This window comes from Modestobacter excelsi, assembly GCF_005930495.1.
GTDB classification, from domain to species: Bacteria; Actinomycetota; Actinomycetes; order Mycobacteriales; family Geodermatophilaceae; genus Modestobacter; species Modestobacter excelsi.
Genome location: NZ_SJEX01000002.1, coordinates 108,147 through 126,040 on the forward strand (window position 1 = coordinate 108,147; position 17,894 = coordinate 126,040).

Genomic DNA, 17,894 nt, shown 5'->3' on the forward strand with positions numbered 1-17,894 from the left:
CGCTCGCGGCCGTGTCCCGCCGTCGCGCCGTCGCCGTCCTGCTCGTGGGTGTCGCCGGGCTCGGCGGCCTGGCCGGCTGCCGCAACGCCCCGACGGTGGCCGCGTACGTGGGGGAGTCGCAGGTGACCGTCGCCGAGCTGGACGACGCCGTCGCCGAGCGGCTCGCCGTCCCCGACATCGCCGCCTACGCCGGGGACGACGAGACCGGCTTCACCCGCCAGGTGCTCAGCCTCCAGGTGGGCGAGGAGGTCTACGCCGCCGCCGCCCGCCGGTACGACGTGCAGGTCACCGACGCCGACGTCCAGGCGCGGATCGGCCAGCTGCTGGCCGGCAGCGACCGCGACCAGGTCCTCGCCCAGGTCGCGCAGCAGCAGGGGGCCAGCGAGGACGACGTCGTGGAGAACGTCCGGCAGCAGCTGGTCCGCCAGCGGATCGCGGTCGCCGCGGGCAAGGCCGACCTGTCCGACGACGCGCTGCGCGACCGCTACGCGGCCGGCCAGCCGGCCCTGACGACGGTCGAGCTCGGCATCGTCACCGTGCCGGACCAGCCGACGGCTGACGCCGTGCTCGCCCAGCTGACCGCCGACCCGGCCGGCTACCCGGCGGTCGCCGCGCAGTACGCCGGGGACAACACGTTGCCCGACGTGCAGTCCTTCACCTCCGCCGACCTGCCCGACGTGCTGGCCCCCTCGGTCGCCGCCACCCAGCCCGGGCAGGGGTTCACCCAGGCCGTTCCCCAGGCCGGCGGCGTGGTCGTCGGCCTGGTGCGGTCGGTCACCGTGCCGAGCTTCGAGGACGCGCGCGCCCAGCTCGCCGAGCAGGCCGCGTCTGAGGCCGACGACGCCGGCCTGGCCCTGGTCACCGCGGTGCGCGAGGACCTCGACGTGACCGTCAACCCGCGGTACGGCGTGCTCGACGAGGGGCGGGTCGTCGCCGACGAGGGCGGGGTCGTGCTCCTGCTCGAGGACGACGCCGCAGCGGGCGCCGGCGGCACCGACCCGGGCGCTGCCGGAGACTGACCGGGTGCCCGTCGCGCTGCTCGTCACCGTCAGCCCCCGCCTGCCCGGCCTGCTGGCCCCCGCCGGCTGGCGGGCGGTCACCGCCGCCCCGGCCGTCCTCGCCCTCCCCGGCGCCGCGGCCACCGCCGAGGTGCTGCGGCAGGAGGGCATCGCGGTCACCGACGTCGCGGGTCCGGAGGAGGCAGCCGCGCACGGAGCCCACGTCGTCCTGCTGGCGACGCCGGAGGAGACCGACGGCAGCGCGGGGCCGGACCGGGTGGACGGTGCCCCCGAGCCGCCCGGCGCCCGACTGCTCGACGTCGTCACCGTGATGGACCGGCTGCGCTCGCCGGGTGGCTGCCCGTGGGACGCCGAGCAGACCCACGCCTCGCTGCGCGGGTACCTGCTGGAGGAGGCGCACGAGGCCTACGACGCGATCGTCGACGACGACCCGGTGGCGATGCGCGAGGAGCTCGGCGACGTGCTGCTGCAGGTCGTCTTCCACGCCCGGGTGGCGGCCGAGGCCGGCCCGGAGCGGCGGTTCGACGTCGACGACGTCGCCGGGGACCTGGTCGACAAGCTGGTCCGGCGGCACCCGCACGTGTTCGGCGATGCTGGCCCTCGCGACGTCGCGCAGGTCGAGGCGGGCTGGGACGAGATCAAGAAGGCGGAGAAGCAGCGCCGGTCGCCGACCGAGGGGGTCTCCCGCTCGCAACCGGCCGCCTCCTGGGGCGCCGCGCTGACCCGGCGGGCCGAGCGCGCCGGGCTGCCCACGCCACCGGCCGGTGAGCTGTCGGTGGACAGCCCCGAGGCGCTCGGGGAGCGCCTGCTCGGGGTGGTCGTGGCCGCCGCGCAGCGCGGCTGGGACGTCGAGGACGCGTTGCGCGAGGCCGTCCGCCGCTACGCCGGTGAGCTGGACGCCGCCGCCCTCGCCCGACCCTGACCGCCTTGGGCTCCGTCAGGTCCTGCCGGGTGATCGAGGGTCGGAGCCCAGCAGTTGCGGCAGCCAGAACAGGACGGCCGCCGACAGCGCGGTCACGGCGAGGAAGCCCAGCGGCCCGCTGCTGTCGACGTAGGACCAGAGCAGCCCCAGGACCGGCGCGAGGAAGGGCAGCACGCCGTCGGCCCGGGCCTGCCGGGCCAGCCCCACGTCGGTCGCCGCCGGGTCGACGGCTGCCTGGCGGAGCTCGCCGCGCGGCTCCCGGCCGCGCACCCGCCCCGACGGCCAGATCTCCGCACCCTCGACCACCGGCAGCACCAGCCGGTCCCGCGCCGGATCGCCGCGCACCTCGATCCGGGCGCCGGGGGTCAGCCGGTCCAGCTCCGGCGCCCAGTGCACCGGCAGCCAGCGCAGCCCGGCCGAGCTGTCGATCTCCAGCCAGCTGCGCACCAGCAGCCCCTGCCGGACGACGACGTGCGTGGCGGTCAGCCGGAGCGCCGGGCGCGACCGCAACCGGGGGCGTCCGAGCAGCCGGGCGGTGGTCAGCGCCGTGGCCGCCAGCAACACGACCAGCACCGCGACCAGACCGAACACCACGTCGCTGACCGCGGCCGAGGCGGCGTCGCCGTCGGTGTGCACCCGGGCGGAGCCGTCGGCGGTGTCGTCGGGGTCGTAGCGCACCGTCAGCCGGGCGCCGACCGGCACGTCGAGCGCCCGCTCCAGCTCGATCACGCCGGTGCGCGGCGTCCCCTCCTCGTCGGTGAACGAGACGTCGAGACCGCGCCCGTCCGGCGCCGTCCCCACCGCCGTCACGGTCGCGGTCGCCGTCGCGGTCCCGGCGGCCAGCGGCGCCCGGACGTCCCCCAGCCGCACCGCGAGCGCGACCAGCAGCACCAGCCCGACCACGAGCAACGGCACCAGGCCGAGGAGCAGCTGGCGCGCCGCGCGCCGGTGCGGGCGGAGCGGCGGGGAGGTCGGCGGCGTCATCGCGGCCATCGTCCCAGCTCCGACCCGGTGTCCGGCCGCCGTCCCGGCGGGTGCACCGCCGGGGTGTCCCGCGGCGGTCGCCCGGCTGGCTAGGCTGCCCCTCGTGGCCAGCATCGATGCCGTAGGCGCGCGAGAGATCCTCGACTCGCGCGGAAACCCCACCGTCGAGGTCGAGGTCGCCCTCGACGACGGGACGATCACCCGGGCCGCCGTGCCCAGCGGCGCCTCGACCGGCGCCTTCGAGGCGGTGGAACTGCGCGACGGCGGCGACCGCTACAACGGCAAGGGCGTGACCCAGGCCGTCGACGGCGTCCTGGACGTCATCGGCCCCGAGCTCGTCGGCTTCGAGGCCTCCGAGCAGCGCCTCCTCGACCAGCGGCTGATCGACCTCGACGGCACCCCCGACAAGTCCCGGCTCGGCGCCAACGCGATCCTCGGCGTGAGCCTCGCCGTCGCGAAGGCCGCCGCGGAGTCCGCGGGCCTGCCGCTGTTCCGCTACGTCGGTGGCCCGTCGGCGCACCTGCTGCCGGTGCCGATGCTGAACATCCTCAACGGTGGCGCCCACGCCGACAGCAACGTCGACGTGCAGGAGTTCATGATCGCCCCGATCGGCGCGGCGACCTTCGCCGAGGCGCTCGCGGTGGGCGCGGAGACGTACCACGCACTGAAGTCCGTGCTGAAGAAGCGCGGGCTGTCCACGGGCCTGGGCGACGAGGGTGGCTTCGCCCCGTCGCTGCCCAGCAACCGGGACGCCCTGGACCTCATCGTGGAGGCCGTCGAGCAGGCCGGTTGCACGCCCGGCACCGACGTCGCCTTCGCCCTGGACGTCGCCGCCACCGAGTTCCACAGCGAGGACGGCTACGCCTTTGAGGGGACGACGCGCGACGCCGCCTACCTCACCGAGTACTACGCCGGGCTGGTGGACGCCTACCCGATCGTGTCGATCGAGGACCCGCTGTCGGAGGAGGACTGGGACGGCTGGGTCGCCCTGACCCAGGCCCTGGGTGACCGGGTGCAGATCGTCGGCGACGACCTCTTCGTCACCAACCCGGCCCGGCTCGCCGACGGCATCGCCCGCGGCGCGGCGAACGCGCTGCTGGTGAAGGTCAACCAGATCGGCACGCTCACCGAGACGCTGGACGCGGTGACCCTGGCCCACCGGAGCGGCTACCGCTCGATGATGAGCCACCGTTCGGGGGAGACCGAGGACACCACGATCGCCGACCTCGCCGTCGCCCTGGACTGCGGGCAGATCAAGACCGGTGCCCCGGCCCGCAGCGAGCGGGTGGCCAAGTACAACCAGCTGCTCCGCATCGAGGAGGAGCTGGACGACGCCGCCCGCTACGCCGGCGCCGCCGCCTTCCCGCGGCTCGCCGCACGCGGCTGACCGGATGAGCACGGCCCGCCCCCGCCGTGGCAGGTCCGGCGGCACCCGCCGCCGGGCCTCGTCACGGCCGGTGCGGGCCGGCTCGCGCGGGTCGGCCGACAGCCGGCCCGGACGGCGGACCACCCGCAGTGCGGCCCGCAGCACGACCACCCGCCGCGGCCCGCGCTTCACCGGCCGAGCCGTCCTGCTCGGCACGCTGGTGCTGCTGCTCGCGCTCACCTTGGCCGGCCCGCTGCGCCAGTACGTGGCCGGCCGCCAGGAGCTCGCCGAGCTCGCCGCCGAGCACGACGAGCTGACCCGGCGGGCCGCCGACCTGCAGGCGCAGCTGGACCGGCAGTCCGACCCGGCCTACATCGCCCAGCAGGCCCGGGAGCGGCTGACCTACGTGCTGCCCGGTGACCGGCTGGTCATCGTGGGCGACGCCGGCGACCCGGGCGACAGCGCCTCGCCGTCGACCGACGCCGCCGACCCGGAGGCGCCGGTGCCCTGGTACGAGGGCCTGCTCGGATCGGTCGCGGCTGCCGACGGCTGAAGGACCCCATCACCTCACCGAGGCTCGCGGTGGCCCCCTGCGAGGGGCCGTTCCAGCACGTCACCCGGGGCCCGTGCGTGGGCGCTCGGGTGCCTGCCGCAGACTCGTCGGGTGAGCAGTCCTGCCCCGCCCTCTCCGCCGGTCACGCCTGACGAGCGGGCCGTCATCGCCCGCCAGCTGGGCCGGCCGCCGCGCGCCCTGGTGGGCGTGGCGCATCGCTGCCCGTGCGGCCAGCCCGACGTCGTCGAGACCGCGCCGCGGCTGGAGGACGGCACGCCGTTCCCCACGCTGTACTACCTGACCTGCCCGCGGGCGACCGCCGCCGCGAGCCGGCTGGAGTCGGCCGGGCGGATGCGGGAGTGGCAGGACGAGCTGGCCACCGACGCATTGCTGGCCGCGGGCTACCTCGCGGCGCACGAGTCCTACCTGGCCACCCGGGACGACCGCGACGTGCTGCCCACCCGGGCGACCGCCGGCGGCATGCCGGACCGGGTCAAGTGCCTGCACGCGCTGGCCGGGCACGCGCTCGCCGCCGGCCCCGGCGTGAACCCGATCGGCGACCGCGCGGTCGCCGAGATGGGGGAGTGGTGGGCCGCCGGCCCCTGCGCCGCACCCTCGCCCGACGACCCGGAGGACGTGAGATGAGCCGGGTGGCGGCCATCGACTGCGGCACCAACTCCATCCGCCTGCTGGTAGCCGACGTGCCACCGGAGGGGGCGCACACCGACCTGCTGCGCCGGATGGAGGTCGTCCGGCTCGGGCAGGGCGTCGACGCCACCGGTCGGCTGGCCCCGGAGGCCATCGAGCGCACCCGGGTCGTGCTCGCCGAGTACGCCGCCCAGTCCCGCGAGCTGGGTGCCGAGCGGGTCCGGATGGTGGCCACCAGCGCCAGCCGGGACGCCGCCAACCGGGCCGACTTCGAGGCGATGGTGACCGCCACCCTGGGCCAGCTGCCCGACGTCGTCCCCGGTGTGGAGGAGGCCGAGCTGTCCTTCCTGGGGGCGACCGCCTCGCTGTCCGCTGCGGCGAAGGCGCACGGTGCGCCACCGCCCCGTCCGCCGTTCCTGGTCGTCGACATCGGCGGCGGGTCCACCGAGTTCGTGCTCGGCGACGCCGGCGGGGTGCGGGCGGCCCGGTCGGTGGACATCGGCTGCGTGCGGCTCACCGAGCGCCACCTGCACGGCGACCCGCCGCCGCCGGACGAGGTGCAGGCCGCCGAGGCGGACGTGCGGGCCGCGCTCGAGCTCGTCGCCGCCGACGTGCCGGTCCACGAGGCCGCGACCCTGGTCGGGCTGGCCGGCTCGGTGACGACGGTGGCTGCGTTGGCGCTCGACCTGCCCGAGTACGACCCGGTCGCCATCCACGGCTCGCGCATCCCGGTCGCCGCCGTCCGGTCGGTCACCGCGGGGCTGCTCAGTGCGACCCGGGCGAAGCGGGCCGGCTACCCGGTCATGCACCCGGGTCGGGTCGACGTGATCGGCGCCGGCTCACTGGTGCTGCGGGTGATCATGGACGCCTTCGACCTGGAGGAGGTCGTGGTCAGCGAGCACGACATCCTCGACGGCATCGCCCTCCGCCTCGCCCGCTCCTAGCTCCTCGTGGGGCCGTGTTGGCCGACACGGCCCCACGAGGAGCTACGCGGCACTGGCGGTGTTGACGCCGGGCGGCAGCTCGCCGGTCAGCTTCTTGTAGACCGCTGCGGCGCCGCGGGCGGCGACCAGCCGACCGGAGGCGTACAGCACGCCGGACACCGCGGCCCAGGCCAGCGCATCGGGCCAGGTGACGCCCGGGGCGGCCGGGTTCTTCGGCGGCGGGTAGCCGCGCACCCTCAGCCACGCGGTGTCGGCCGTCTTCTTCACCACGATGCCGGCCGGGATCGCCATCGCCGGGCCGAGCACCTTGTACAGCAGCGGGGTCTTCGGCTTCTCGGTCTTCGCCACGTCGCTGATCATGCCCGCCGCCGGAACCGTCCGGACCATCTGGTCTGCTGGGGCGGTGGCACGTGACGCCGACGGCTACCCCGTCACCCGCACCGCCGCCGGGGTGCTGCGCGGCGCCGCCGGCACCCGCGAGCTCGCCGTCCTGGACGAGCGGATCTCCGGCTGCCGCGCCTGCCCGCGGCTGGTGGCCTGGCGCGAGGAGGTCGCGCAGGTCAAGCGCGCCTCGTTCCGCGACCAGGAGTACTGGGGGCGGCCGGTGCCGGGGCTCGGCCCGGCCGACGCCCGGATCGCCGTGGTCGGGCTCGCGCCGGCCGCGCACGGCGGGAACCGGACCGGGCGGGTGTTCACCGGCGACCGCAGCGGCGACTGGATCTTCGCCGCACTGTGGCGCGCGGGTCTGGCGAACCAGCCGACCTCGGTCTCGAAGGACGACGGCCTCGAGCTGACCGACGTCCGGGTCTGCGCCGCGGTGCGCTGCGCCCCGCCGGCCAACGCCCCCACGCCCGAGGAGCGGGACACCTGCTCGCCGTGGCTGGCCCGGGAGCTGGCGCTGCTGCCGCGGCTGCGGGTCGTCGTCGTCCTCGGCGGCTTCGGGTGGACGGCGCTGTGGCCGGTGCTCGGCGCGGCGGGCTGCGCACTGCCCCGGCCGCGTCCCGCGTTCGGGCACGGGGTGGAGGTCGCCCTGACGGGTCCCCGCGGTCCGGTCACCCTGCTGGGCAGCTACCACGTCAGCCAGCAGAACACCTTCACCGGCAAGCTGACCGAGCCGATGCTGGACGCCGTGCTGACCCGTGCCACCGAACTGGCAAGCTCTGGTCCCTGACGCCCCCGTAGCCCAATCGGCAGAGGCAGGCCCCTTAAAAGGGTCCCAGTGTCGGTTCGATCCCGACCGGGGGCACACCCTCACCTGTGGTCGGCGGCATCCGGGAACTCGCCGGGCCGAGCTGGCGTTGGACCAGACAGCGTGGGGTGGACCAAGTGAGCCCCACGGACCGACCAGTCACCTCGAGGAGATGACGATGCCGAGCAACAACCCGGTCTTCAGCCGGGGCTTCCCCGCGGCCGGCAACAGCCAGTCCGGCGGTTGGGGCGCCGGCCCGCAGCAGACGTACGGCGGGGCACCCACCCAGTACGACCCGTACTCGGCCCCGTCGCCGTACGCGGCCACCGGCCGGGCCTACATGACGATGGACGACGTCGTCACCAAGACCGGCCTCACCTTCGTGGTGACCGTGCTGGCCGCCGCCGCGACCTGGTCCCTGCCCGGCAACACGGGTGTGGCCCTGGCCCTCCCGGCGATCCTGATCGCGCTGGTCCTCGGCCTGGTCATCTCGTTCAAGCAGATCGCCAACCCCGCCGCCACCCTGGCCTACGCGGCCCTGCAGGGCATCGCGGTCGGGGCGATCAGCGAGATCTACGCCGCGAACTTCGGCGGCAACATCGTCATGCAGGCGGTGATCGGCACCTTCGGTGTGTTCGCCGGGATGCTGGTGGTCTACAAGACCGGCGCCATCCGGGTCACCCCGAAGCTGACCCGCTGGGTCGTCGGTGCGCTGTTCGGTGTGCTGGCGCTCGTGCTGGTCAACCTGATCGCCAGCTTCTTCACCCCGGGTGGCCTGGGCCTGCGCGACGGTGGTCCGGTCGCGATCATCTTCAGCCTGGTCGTCATCGGTGTGGCGGCGTTCTCGCTGCTGCTGGACTTCGACATGGCCGACGAGGCGATCCGCCGCGGCGTCGCGCCGAAGTTCGCCTGGTACATCGCCTTCGGCCTGCTGGTGACGGTCGTCTGGCTGTACCTGGAGATCCTGCGGCTCCTGAGCTACTTCCGCGAGTGATGAAGGACCCCGTCCTCCCCACCCTTAGCAAGCTCAGGGCGGGCCCCTGGACGGGGCCGTACACCAACTGACCGTGGCCCGGTCCCCGCGAGGGGGCCGGGCCACGGTCGTTCCCAGCCCCGTCCAGAGGCTCGTCCCGAGCTCGGGAGGGATGAGGAGGACGGGGTCCTTCTTCAGGACAGGCGCTCGAGCACCATGGCCATGCCCTGCCCGCCGCCGACGCACATGGTCTCCAGGCCGAACTGCCCGTCCCGGGCGCGCAGGCCGTTGAGCAGGGTGCCGGTGATCCGGGCGCCGGTCATGCCGAAGGGGTGCCCGACGGCGATCGCGCCGCCGTGCACGTTCAGCTTGTCGATGTCGATGCCCAGGTCGCGGTAGCTGGGGATGACCTGCGCGGCGAACGCCTCGTTGATCTCCACGAGGTCCATGTCGTCGATGGTCATCCCGGCGCGGGCCAGCGCCTGCTCGGAGGCCGCCACCGGGCCGTAGCCCATGATCTCCGGCGAGAGCCCGGTGACACCGGTGGAGACGATCCGGGCCAGCGGGGTGATGCCCAGGTCGGCGGCCTTGCGGTCGCTCATGATGACCAGGGCGGCGGCCCCGTCGTTGAGCGGGCAGGCGTTGCCGGCGGTGACCCGGCCGTCGGGGCGGAAGACCGGCTTGAGGCCGGCCAGCCCCTCGACCGTCGTCCCGGCGCGCGGGCCGTCGTCGGCGCTCACCACGGTGCCGTCCGGGGTGGTGACCGGGGTGATTTCCCGCTCCCAGAAGCCGTTGGCGATGGCCTGCTCGGCCAGGTTCTGGCTGCGCGCGGCGAACTCGTCCATGTCGGCGCGGGAGACGTCCTTGAGCAGCGCGAGGTTCTCGGCGGTCTGGCCCATGGCGATGTAGGCGTCCGGGACGTCGCCGTCCTCACGCGGGTCGCGCCAGGACTCCGCACCGCTCTCGGCGGTCTTGGCCACCCGGGCCTCGGCGTCGGCGAACCGGGGGTTGTGGGTGTCCGGGATGGCGTCGGAGTTGCCCTTGACGAAGCGGGACACCATCTCCACCCCTGCGGAGATGAAGACGTCGCCCTCGCCGGCCTTGATCGCGTGCAGCGCCATCCGGGTGGTCTGCAGCGACGAGGAGCAGTAACGGGTGACCGTCGTCCCGGGCAGGTGGTCCATGCCCAGCAGGACGGCGACGATCCGGCCCATGTTGAAGCCCTGCTCACCGCCGGGGAGACCGCAACCGAGCATCAGGTCGTCGATGTCGGTCGGGTCCAGCTGGGGCACCTGGTCCAGCGCCGCGCGGGTGATGGTGGCGGCCAGGTCGTCGGGCCGCAGGTCCTTCAGCGACCCCTTGAACGCGCGGCCGATGGGGGAGCGGGCGGCGGCGACGATGACGGCTTCGGGCATGGGTCCTCCACGATGAGGCGCGCCCCCTCGCGGGCGGCGACGGACGTCGGGTCGTCCCTCAAGCTACCCCTGGGTAGGGAGGCGGTCGCCGGGCGCGGGCCACCGCTCAGGACGGGACGGCGGTGCGCCCCGCCTCGTCGGCCTGCTGGGGTGTCGGGATCTCCGGCGGCCGGCGGCGGCGGAGCCGGGCCCAGGGGCCGCGCGGGCCCTGCTCCGCGCCACGCACCTCGGTGGGCTGCACCTCGGTACCGGAGCGCCCGGCCGCCTTGGCAGCCGCCTGGGCGATCGGCCGGACGGTGTCCCGGCGCAGCCGCAGCCCGCGGTCGGCCGCAGCCGGCCAGACACCGATGCTGTCGGCGATGGAGGGCAGCAACGCCGCCGCGGCGGACGCGTAACCGGCCGCGGACGGGTGGAACTCGTCGCTGCTGAACAGCTCGCGGTCGGTGGCGAAGGAGGGGCCGAGCAGTGATCCGAGCGAGACGGTGCGCCCGCCCTCGGCGACGACGGCGATGGTCTGCGCGGCGGCGAGCTGACGGCTCCACCGGCGGGCCAGCACGCGCAGCGGCTGGGCGATCGGGCGGATGGTGCCCAGGTCCGGGCAGGTGCCGACGACGACCTCGCAGCCCTGGGCGATCAGCGCCCGCACCGCCTCGGCCAGCGCACGCACCGACTCAGCGGGGCGGGCCCGGCTGGTGACGTCGTTGGCGCCGATCATGATCAGGGCGACGTCGGGGTGCTCGGGCAGGGCGCGCTCCACCTGACCGGCGAGGTCGCGGGAGATGGCGCCGGACCTGGCGAACTTGACCAGCCGGACAGGGCGTTCCGCGAGCTCCACGAGCGCCGCGGCGATCAGCACGCCCGGGGTCTCACCGGGGTTGTCCACGCCCAGACCCACCGCGCTGGAGTCGCCCAGGACGGCGAACACGATCGGCTTGCCGCGGCCGCGGCCGTAGACGCCGTTGCCGGTCGGGGGGTCGGGCTGGGTCCGTTGCGCGGTCACCCGACGGCGCGCGGCCCGGGCCTCCTGGCGCAGCAGGGTCACCAGCGCAGCCCCCGCGAGCCCGACGCCGCCGCCGCCGTACACGGCCCCCGTCGCCAGTCGTCGCGCCCTGCTGGCTCGCGTCACCGGGCCCCGTCCTCTCCTCCGGCGCCCGGTTGCGTGCCGCACCAGGAGCTGAATCCCAGGCTAGCCACCCCCTACGTTGAGGGGCGTGGCTGATCGAGCTGACCTCACCCCTCCGGACGACCGCCGGCGTCAGCAGCAGATCGTCGACGTGCTCGTGGACGCCTTCGCGCAGCTCATGGCGGTGGACGCCGACGCCTTCCGCACCAAGTTCCGCAAGATGGCCGCCGACCCGTTCGCCTTCTACCGCGGCTCCGCCTGCTTGTTCTACGCCGACATGGCGACGCTGGAGGACCGGTGGTGTGACGAGCGGACGTCGCGGGTGTGGATCCAGGGTGACCTGCACGCGGAGAACTTCGGCACCTACATGGACGGGCAGGGGCGCATCGTCTTCGACGTCAACGACTTCGACGAGGCCTACCTCGGGCACGTCAGCTGGGACCTGCGCCGGTTCGCGGCCAGCTTCGCGCTGCTGGCCTGGCGCAAGGCGTTCGCCGACGACGTGATCAGCGAGATGATCAGCGGCTACCTGGGCGCCTACCTGGACCAGGTGGCGGCCTTCACGCAGTCGGACGACGACCGGTCCTTCGCCCTGCTGCGGGAGAACACCGAGGGAGCGGTGCACGACGTCGTGCTGGCGACCACCGCCCGCACCCGGCTGGACCTGCTGGGCCGGCTGACCGTGGTCGAGCGGTACGAGCGGCGGTTCGCCGACCGGCCGCGCAACCGCCGGCTGCAGGACGACGAGCGGGCCGAGGTGCTCGCCGCCATCGAGCGCTACCGCGAGACCGTCCACCCGCCCCGCCGGCGGCGCGACGTCGCCTACGACGTGAAGGACGTCGTGGGCACCGGCGGCTTCGGCATCGGCAGCGCCGGGCTGCCCGCCTACAACGTGCTGCTCGAGGGCTACGACCAGGCGCTGGAGAACGACGTCGTCCTGTCGGTGAAGCAGGGCAACGTGCCGGCGCCCAGCCGGATCGTCGACGACCCGGAGATCCGGGCCTACTTCGAGCACGAGGGTCACCGGACCGCGGTCAGCCAGCGGTCCCTGCAGGCCAACGCCTCCCAGTTCCTCGGGCACACCGAGATCGGCGGCGTCGGCTTCGTCGTCTCCGAGCTGTCGCCCTACGAGGTGGACCTGGACTGGGACGACCTCACCGAGCCCGAGGAGATCCGGCCCGTCCTCGCCCAGCTGGGCCGCGCGACGGCGAAGCTGCACTGCGTCGGCGACGCGGACAGCGACCACACGCTGGTGCCCTTCCAGACCGAGGAGGCGATCACCACGATGATCGGCGGCCGCCGCGAGGAGTTCATCGCCGACGTCGTCGACTTCGCGCACGGCTACGCGCGGCGGACCCGGGAGGACCACCGGCTGTTCGTCGACGCCTTCCGAGCCGGGCAGGTCCAGGGGATCAGCTCCAGCGGGGACCACCCGACGGCGTGACCCCGGTCAGCGGATGGGCAGCTCGATCAGCATCCCGCGGTGCGGGCCGACCGGGCGCAGGTCGTACTCCTCGGTGACGGTGGTGAAGCCGATCCGCGCGTAGAAGCCGACGGCGTCCTTCCGGGCGTCGCACCAGACGAGGTCCCCGCCCCGGGCGGCCACCTGGACCAGCCCCTCGGCGACCAGCGCCCGACCGGCTCCCAGCCCGCGGACCCGCGGGTCGGTGGCCATGCCCCGGAGCTGCCAGGACCCCTCACCGACGCGCCACGGGCAGTCCCGCGGGTGGAAGCGGACCACGCCGACGATCTCCCCGCCGTCGATGCGGGCGGCCAGGTGCAACGTGTACGGGGCGTCGTCCTCGTCGATCTCCACCGGACGCCCCTGGCGGAGCTCCTGCGCCCGCAGCGGGTAGGTGGCCGCCGCGTCGACCTGCTCGATGGTGATCGTCCCCGACGGGGCCCCGGTGCTCACGCCCGCATCCTCCCCTGCGCGGCTCTGGGGCCGTGGATCAGGTCACCTGATCAGAGGGCGTCCTACCGCACCAACGCTGGTGCGGGGGGACGGCCGGTGATCAGGTGACCTGATCGAAGTCCCGGCGTCAGCGGCCGCGGGGGCCGCGCCTGACCCGGAGGTAGTCGGCGACCACGTACTCACCGAGCCGCTCGCTGTCGGGCTGGAACACCCGGCCACCGGCCCGGGCGGTGATGTCGTGCACGAACTCGACCAGCGACGGCTCGGGGTCCAGCGCGAAGACGTTGAGGGTGGCGCCGGAGCGCGCGACCCGCTCCACCTCCGCGACGGTGCGGGCGATCGTCTCGGGCATCGGTGGCCAGCAGAAGTACGGCGTCCCGTCGTCCTCCAGGTGCGCGGTGGGCTCCCCGTCGGTGACCACCAGCACCACCGGCTCGGCGTCCCGGTGTTTGGCGAGGAAACGGCGGGCCAGCATCAGGCCGTGCTGCAGGTTGGTCCCCTGCAACGTGTCGACCGACAGCTCGGCCAGCGTCTCCGGGCGGAGCACCTGCGCGGTGGAGGAGAAGCCGATGATCTCGATCGCGTCCTGCGGGAAGCGGGTGGTCACCAGGGAGTGCAGGGCCATCGCCGTCGACTTGGCCGCGCCCCACGTGCCGCGCAGCGCCATCGAGTAGGAGAGGTCGACCAGCAGCGCGACGGCTGCGCCGGTGCGCCGCTCGGTCTCCACCACCTCGAAGTCGTCGACGGCGATCCGCACCCGACGGCGCCCCTCCTCGTGCGGCTCACCGGCGGTGCGCAGCACCGCGTTGCGGACGGTGCGGACGACGTCCAGCGGCTGCTCGTCGCCGAACCGCCACTCCCGGGAGGCCCCGGTCAGCTCGCCGGCCGCTCCTGCGTCGGCGACGTCGTGCTCACCGCGACCGGTCGCCGACAGCTTGGCGAAGACCCGGCGCAGCGCGGTCGCGCCCAGCCGGCGCACCGCCTTGGGGGACAGCTGCAGCGCTCCCTCGGACCGCTGCAGGTACCCCTGCCGTTCGAGCTCGCGCTCCAGCCGGCGCAGCGCCTCGAGGTCGTCGACGGCGGAGCGGCCCAGGGCCTGCTCGAGCAGTTCCTGGTCGATGTCGGCCAGCGACGCCCCGGCGTACCCCTGCGACAGCTGCTGGGACAGCGACTCGAGGTCGGCGAGCTCGGCGACCGCGGTGGTCGCGTCGCCCATGCCCAGCGGCTGCTCGCCGTCGGGCACCGGGCCGCGCTGCCCCCAGGGCAGGTCGGGCCGGGCCTGGCGGAGCGCGTCGGACAGGTGCGCCATCTCGCTCTGCAGGCCGAGGTCGCCCATCGCCTGCTCCATGAGGCCCTGCAGCTCGGCGCGCTGGTCGGGGGAGAGACCGGCGAGCATCCGCTCCTGGGCGGCAGCCCGGCGGGCCAGCGAGTCGATCAGCTCCTCCACCGACTGGGGGTCGTCGGGGAAGAACTGGCCGTGCTCGTCCATGAAGTCGGCGAACTGCTGGTCGGTGTCCTCGCCGCGGTTGTGCGCGTCGACCAGCGCGGACAGGTCGGCGACCATGTCCTTGACCGCCTGCATGGCCGCGCCGTCGCCGTCCTGCATCTGCTGCAGCGCCTGCTTCATGCCCTGGAAGGAGCTGTCCAGCACCTCCTGGCGGAGCAGGTCCTGGATCTGCTGGAAGGCCTGCGCCGCCTCCGGCGAGCGCCACTGGTGGTCCTTGAGCGCACGGACGGCGCCGGCGGTGTCCTCCGGCAGCTGGTCCAGCTCGGCCTCGGCGAGCCGGGCGGAGTCGTCCGGGTCCGGGAAGAGCGCGGCGCGCTCGGCCTCGAGCGCCTGCTCCAGCAGCTCACGGACCTGCTCCAGCGTGCCGTCCATCCGGCCGGCCTGCCGGGCCTGCCGCAGCCGGTCGCGCACCGACCGGCGCAGCTGGTCGAGCCCGCGCCGGCCGTCGATGCCGCGGCGCAGCAGGTCGCGCATCGCCTCGCGCACCCCGCTGCCACCCAGCACCTGGTCGCCGATCTCGTCGACCGCGGCGGCCACGTCGTAGGGCGGCGCGAGGGGGTCGGGCCCACCGCGCCACCTGCCGTACCGGTAGCCCCTGGGACGTCGTCCGGCCATCGTCAGGCCCCGTACACGGTGCGGGAGCCGTCGGTGTCCTTGGCCAGCCGGCGGGTGAGGTACAGCCCCTCCAGGGCGAACTCCACGGCCGCGGCGGCCTGCTCGGCGGACTGCTCGCCCTCCGGCACCCCGAGCCGGCCCAGCAGCTGGGCCAGGTGCGGGATGGTGCCCAGCTGGCCGAGCAGCGCCGCCGCCGGCACCAGGTCGCCGGACTCGACCGTCTCGCCGCTGGTGAAGTGCTCCTGCAGGCCGGTGAGGTCCAGCCCGCCGCAGCGGGCCCGGAAGGTCTGCGCCGTGGCCTGCCGCAGCAGGTGCTCGAGCACCTCGAGGTCGCGGTCGTCGTCGTTGTCGCTGCCCGCGTCGGCGAACTCCACCTTGCCGCGGCTGGCCGGGACGACGCTCGGCAGGTCGACGACCCGGGCCACCGGCCGGGGCTCACCGGCCACCGCCGCCCGGCGGACCGCCGAGGCGGCGACCGTCTCCAGCCCGGCGATGGCGAACCGGGCACTGACCCCGGAGCGCTGGTCGACGTGGCTGGACTCGCGGACCAGCCGGGTGAACCGGGCGACGATCTCGACCAGGTGCTCGGGGACGATCGGGGCGTCGAAACCGGAGCCACCGAGCCAGGTGGTCTGCGCCTCCTGGCGCAGCAGCCGGAGCTCGTCGGCCAGCTCGATCGGGTAGTGGGTGCGCACCTCGGCGCCGAACCGGTCCTTCAGCGGGGTGATGATCCGGCCGCGGTTGGTGTAGTCCTCGGGGTTGGCGCTGGCCACCAGCAGCAGGTCGAGCGGGAGCCGGACCCGGTAGCCACGGATCTGGATGTCGCGCTCCTCGAGCACGTTGAGCAGCGCGACCTGGATCCGCTCGGCGAGGTCGGGCAGCTCGTTGACGCTGAAGATGCCGCGGTTGGTGCGGGGCACGAGGCCGTAGTGCACGGTCTCCGGGTCGCCCAGTGTGCGGCCCTCGGCCACCTTGATCGGGTCGACGTCGCCGATCAGGTCACCGACGCTGGTGTCGGGGGTGGCCAGCTTCTCGCCGAACCGGTCGCTGCGGTGCAGCCAGCCGACCGGGGTCGCGTCGCCGTGCTCGGCGACCTGCCGCCGCCCCCAGACGCTGATCGGCTGCAGCGGGTGCTCGTTGAGCTCGCTGCCGACCAGCACCGGCGTCCACTCGTCGAGCAGGCCGACCAGGGTGCGGATGAGCCGGGTCTTGCCCTGCCCGCGCTCACCGAGCAGGACCAGGTCGTGCCCGGCGATCAGGGCACGCTCGACCTCGGGGACGACGGTGTCCTCGAAGCCGACGATGCCCGGCAGGGAGGTCTCGCCGGCGGCCAGCCGGGCGAGCCGCTCGGGCAGCGGGGCGGCCGGGAGGTCGGGCTCCGGGATCGCGCCGGGCACCGCGAACAGCGACCGCTCGGAGGCGCGCGCAGCCCGGGCCTGCTCGTCGCGTCCGGCCAGCGCCGCCCGCAGCGCAGCGACCGCGGCGCCGGCGTCCTGCTGGGGCCCGGCGTCCAGCAGCTGCAGGACCGCCGCGGCCCGGTCCGGGGCGGGCAGTGCGCGCAGCGCGCCGGCCAGCGCGTCGTCCTCGTCGGCCGGTGCCGGGTCCAGTGACCCGATCACCTGCTCCCCGCCGGACCGGTGCACCGCGGCCAGCGCGCGGAGAGCGGCCTGCCCGGAGCCCAGCGCGCCGGGTCGGCCCAGCGCGGCGCCCAGCAGCCGGACGGCCTCCTCCGGGGTGTCGGTGAGCAGGACGGCTGCCGGCGTCAGCTCCGGGAGCGCGCGGGAGACCGCGGCGTCGACGTTCTCGTCGCGGCGGCCCTCTCGCAGGGGCCCGCCGCGAGCCTGCGAGCGGTGGGGGGCGAGAGGGTCCTTCATCAGGCGGTCGGGAGCTCCAGGTCGGCGAGCGCGGCCCGGACGTCGTCCTCCCGGACGAAGTCCAGCGCCAGCAGCCGGTGCAGCAGCACCCCGCGGCGGGTCAGCCGCAGGTCGGCCGGGCGCAGCCGCGGCCGGGTGCCGGGTCGGACGGCGACGGGCGGCGGGTCCAGCAGGCCTGCGCGCTGCAGGTCGGCGACGTCCTCCCGGGCGCCCCAGGCCCGCCAGGCACGCGGGTCGTCCTCCAGCGGCGCCATCGGCAGCGGTGAGCGGTCGCGGCGGCCCACCGCGGCCAGCAGCACCAGCTGCCGCCAGCTGCACGACTCGGCCAGCTGCAGCGCCCGGGCGGCCAGCGCCACGTCGATGTCGGGGGAGACGACGACCTCGGCCACCAGGTAGCCCAGGTGCCGCACCCGCCGCTCCTCGGTGGTCCGCCGCGCCGCCTGGACGACGTCCTCGACCAGGCGCTCGGCGGCCGAGCGCGCGGCGGTGGTCACGCTGAAGAAGCCGTCGCCGCGCACCGCGCGGCCCTGGTGGGTGCGGGTGACCGACAGCTCCGCGACGAAGGCCAGGACCGCACCGGCGCGGGCGCGCTCCCAGGTCAGCGGCAGCGCGGCGGCCGAGGTGGCGGCGTCCCGCAGGCAGCCGGCCAGCCGGTCGTCCAGCCGCAGCGGGCTCGACGCGGGCTCGAACAGCAGCCCGGCGACGGCGCGGCTCATCGACCCGGCGACCAGCTCCCCGGTCTCCACCAGGTCCCGGCCGGGCGCGCGCTCCTCGGAGTCCCTCACGGGGTGATCATGGCGCGCACCGCGGCGGGACGCACCCGCCGCCGCCCGCTCCTCACCACAGC

Annotated in this window: 17 protein-coding genes and 1 tRNA gene; 10 read left to right on the plus strand and 8 right to left on the minus strand. The window is 75.0% G+C overall.

Translation table 11 applies throughout. The features are described 5' to 3' along the window. Positions 1 to 11: 11 nt before the first annotated feature. Positions 12 to 1,019 (plus strand): SurA N-terminal domain-containing protein, encoded by a 1,008-nt coding sequence (locus tag FHL80_RS01605; protein ID WP_138731721.1) that lies wholly within the window; start codon positions 12 to 14, stop codon positions 1,017 to 1,019. A 4-nt stretch (positions 1,020 to 1,023) separates the two neighbouring features. Next, on the plus strand, positions 1,024 to 1,941 hold the full coding sequence (locus FHL80_RS01610) for a nucleoside triphosphate pyrophosphohydrolase (protein ID WP_138731722.1): 918 nt from the start codon (positions 1,024 to 1,026) through the stop codon (positions 1,939 to 1,941). A gap of 15 nt (positions 1,942 to 1,956) precedes the next feature. On the opposite strand, the gene FHL80_RS01615 is transcribed toward FHL80_RS01610, so the two are convergent. Beyond that, positions 1,957 to 2,925, minus strand: coding sequence for a DUF3592 domain-containing protein (locus FHL80_RS01615; protein WP_138731723.1), 969 nt, complete (start codon positions 2,923 to 2,925; stop codon positions 1,957 to 1,959). A gap of 103 nt (positions 2,926 to 3,028) precedes the next feature. On the opposite strand from FHL80_RS01615, the gene eno reads away from it, so the two are divergent. The 4 genes from eno (at position 3,029) to FHL80_RS01635 (ending at position 6,436) form a co-directional block, all read left to right on the plus strand. Further along, positions 3,029 to 4,312: a phosphopyruvate hydratase gene (eno, locus tag FHL80_RS01620; RefSeq protein ID WP_138731724.1), complete on the plus strand. Its 1,284-nt coding sequence runs from the start codon at positions 3,029 to 3,031 to the stop codon at positions 4,310 to 4,312. Positions 4,313 to 4,316: 4 nt separating this feature from the next. Then, entirely contained in the window at positions 4,317 to 4,844 is a 528-nt protein-coding gene (locus FHL80_RS01625) for an FtsB family cell division protein (RefSeq protein ID WP_246078384.1), read from the plus strand. A 111-nt stretch (positions 4,845 to 4,955) separates the two neighbouring features. After that, positions 4,956 to 5,489 carry a DUF501 domain-containing protein gene (locus tag FHL80_RS01630; protein ID WP_138731725.1) on the plus strand — a complete coding sequence of 178 codons (534 nt, stop codon included), beginning with the start codon at positions 4,956 to 4,958 and terminating at the stop codon, positions 5,487 to 5,489. After that, entirely contained in the window at positions 5,486 to 6,436 is a 951-nt protein-coding gene (locus FHL80_RS01635) for a Ppx/GppA phosphatase family protein (protein ID WP_138731726.1), read from the plus strand. The genes FHL80_RS01630 and FHL80_RS01635 overlap by 4 nt, the downstream gene beginning before the upstream one ends. A 42-nt stretch (positions 6,437 to 6,478) precedes the next feature. Here the strand turns inward: FHL80_RS01635 and FHL80_RS01640 are convergent, their stop codons facing one another. Then, on the minus strand, positions 6,479 to 6,784 hold the full coding sequence (locus FHL80_RS01640) for a DUF4235 domain-containing protein (RefSeq protein WP_246078385.1): 306 nt from the start codon (positions 6,782 to 6,784) through the stop codon (positions 6,479 to 6,481). Between the two features lie 55 nt (positions 6,785 to 6,839). On the opposite strand from FHL80_RS01640, the gene FHL80_RS01645 reads away from it, so the two are divergent. The 3 genes from FHL80_RS01645 (at position 6,840) to FHL80_RS01655 (ending at position 8,619) form a co-directional block, all read left to right on the plus strand. Further along, the gene (locus tag FHL80_RS01645) at positions 6,840 to 7,607 is read left to right on the plus strand and encodes a uracil-DNA glycosylase (protein WP_246078386.1); all 768 of its coding nucleotides are present in this window, start codon (positions 6,840 to 6,842) and stop codon (positions 7,605 to 7,607) included. 1 nt (position 7,608) lies between these two features. Then, positions 7,609 to 7,682 (plus strand) — tRNA-Leu (locus FHL80_RS01650). A gap of 121 nt (positions 7,683 to 7,803) precedes the next feature. Further along, positions 7,804 to 8,619: a Bax inhibitor-1/YccA family protein gene (locus tag FHL80_RS01655; RefSeq protein WP_216870338.1), complete on the plus strand. Its 816-nt coding sequence runs from the start codon at positions 7,804 to 7,806 to the stop codon at positions 8,617 to 8,619. 173 nt (positions 8,620 to 8,792) lie between these two features. On the opposite strand, the gene FHL80_RS01660 is transcribed toward FHL80_RS01655, so the two are convergent. Together FHL80_RS01660 and FHL80_RS01665 are read right to left on the minus strand one after the other, a co-directional pair. Beyond that, positions 8,793 to 10,013 carry an acetyl-CoA C-acetyltransferase gene (locus tag FHL80_RS01660; RefSeq protein ID WP_138731728.1) on the minus strand — a complete coding sequence of 407 codons (1,221 nt, stop codon included), beginning with the start codon at positions 10,011 to 10,013 and terminating at the stop codon, positions 8,793 to 8,795. A gap of 106 nt (positions 10,014 to 10,119) precedes the next feature. Further along, a complete protein-coding gene (locus FHL80_RS01665; RefSeq protein ID WP_138731729.1) occupies positions 10,120 to 11,139 on the minus strand; it encodes an SGNH/GDSL hydrolase family protein in 1,020 nt (339 codons plus the stop codon). Between the two features lie 85 nt (positions 11,140 to 11,224). On the opposite strand from FHL80_RS01665, the gene FHL80_RS01670 reads away from it, so the two are divergent. Then, positions 11,225 to 12,580, plus strand: coding sequence for a DUF2252 domain-containing protein (locus tag FHL80_RS01670; RefSeq protein ID WP_138731730.1), 1,356 nt, complete (start codon positions 11,225 to 11,227; stop codon positions 12,578 to 12,580). A 6-nt stretch (positions 12,581 to 12,586) separates the two neighbouring features. On the opposite strand, the gene FHL80_RS01675 is transcribed toward FHL80_RS01670, so the two are convergent. From FHL80_RS01675 to FHL80_RS01690, 4 genes are all read right to left on the minus strand, one after another. Then, entirely contained in the window at positions 12,587 to 13,051 is a 465-nt protein-coding gene (locus FHL80_RS01675; protein WP_138731731.1) for a GNAT family N-acetyltransferase, read from the minus strand. 127 nt (positions 13,052 to 13,178) lie between these two features. Then, positions 13,179 to 15,173: a VWA domain-containing protein gene (locus tag FHL80_RS01680; protein ID WP_138731732.1), complete on the minus strand. Its 1,995-nt coding sequence runs from the start codon at positions 15,171 to 15,173 to the stop codon at positions 13,179 to 13,181. 2 nt (positions 15,174 to 15,175) lie between these two features. Next, complete coding sequence (locus FHL80_RS01685) at positions 15,176 to 17,047, minus strand: magnesium chelatase ATPase subunit I (RefSeq protein WP_246078387.1); 1,872 nt, start codon at positions 17,045 to 17,047, stop codon at positions 15,176 to 15,178. Then, a complete protein-coding gene (locus FHL80_RS01690; protein WP_138731733.1) occupies positions 17,047 to 17,832 on the minus strand; it encodes a hypothetical protein in 786 nt (261 codons plus the stop codon). Before FHL80_RS01690 ends, FHL80_RS01685 begins: the two co-directional genes overlap by 1 nt. Positions 17,833 to 17,894 lie beyond the last annotated feature (62 nt).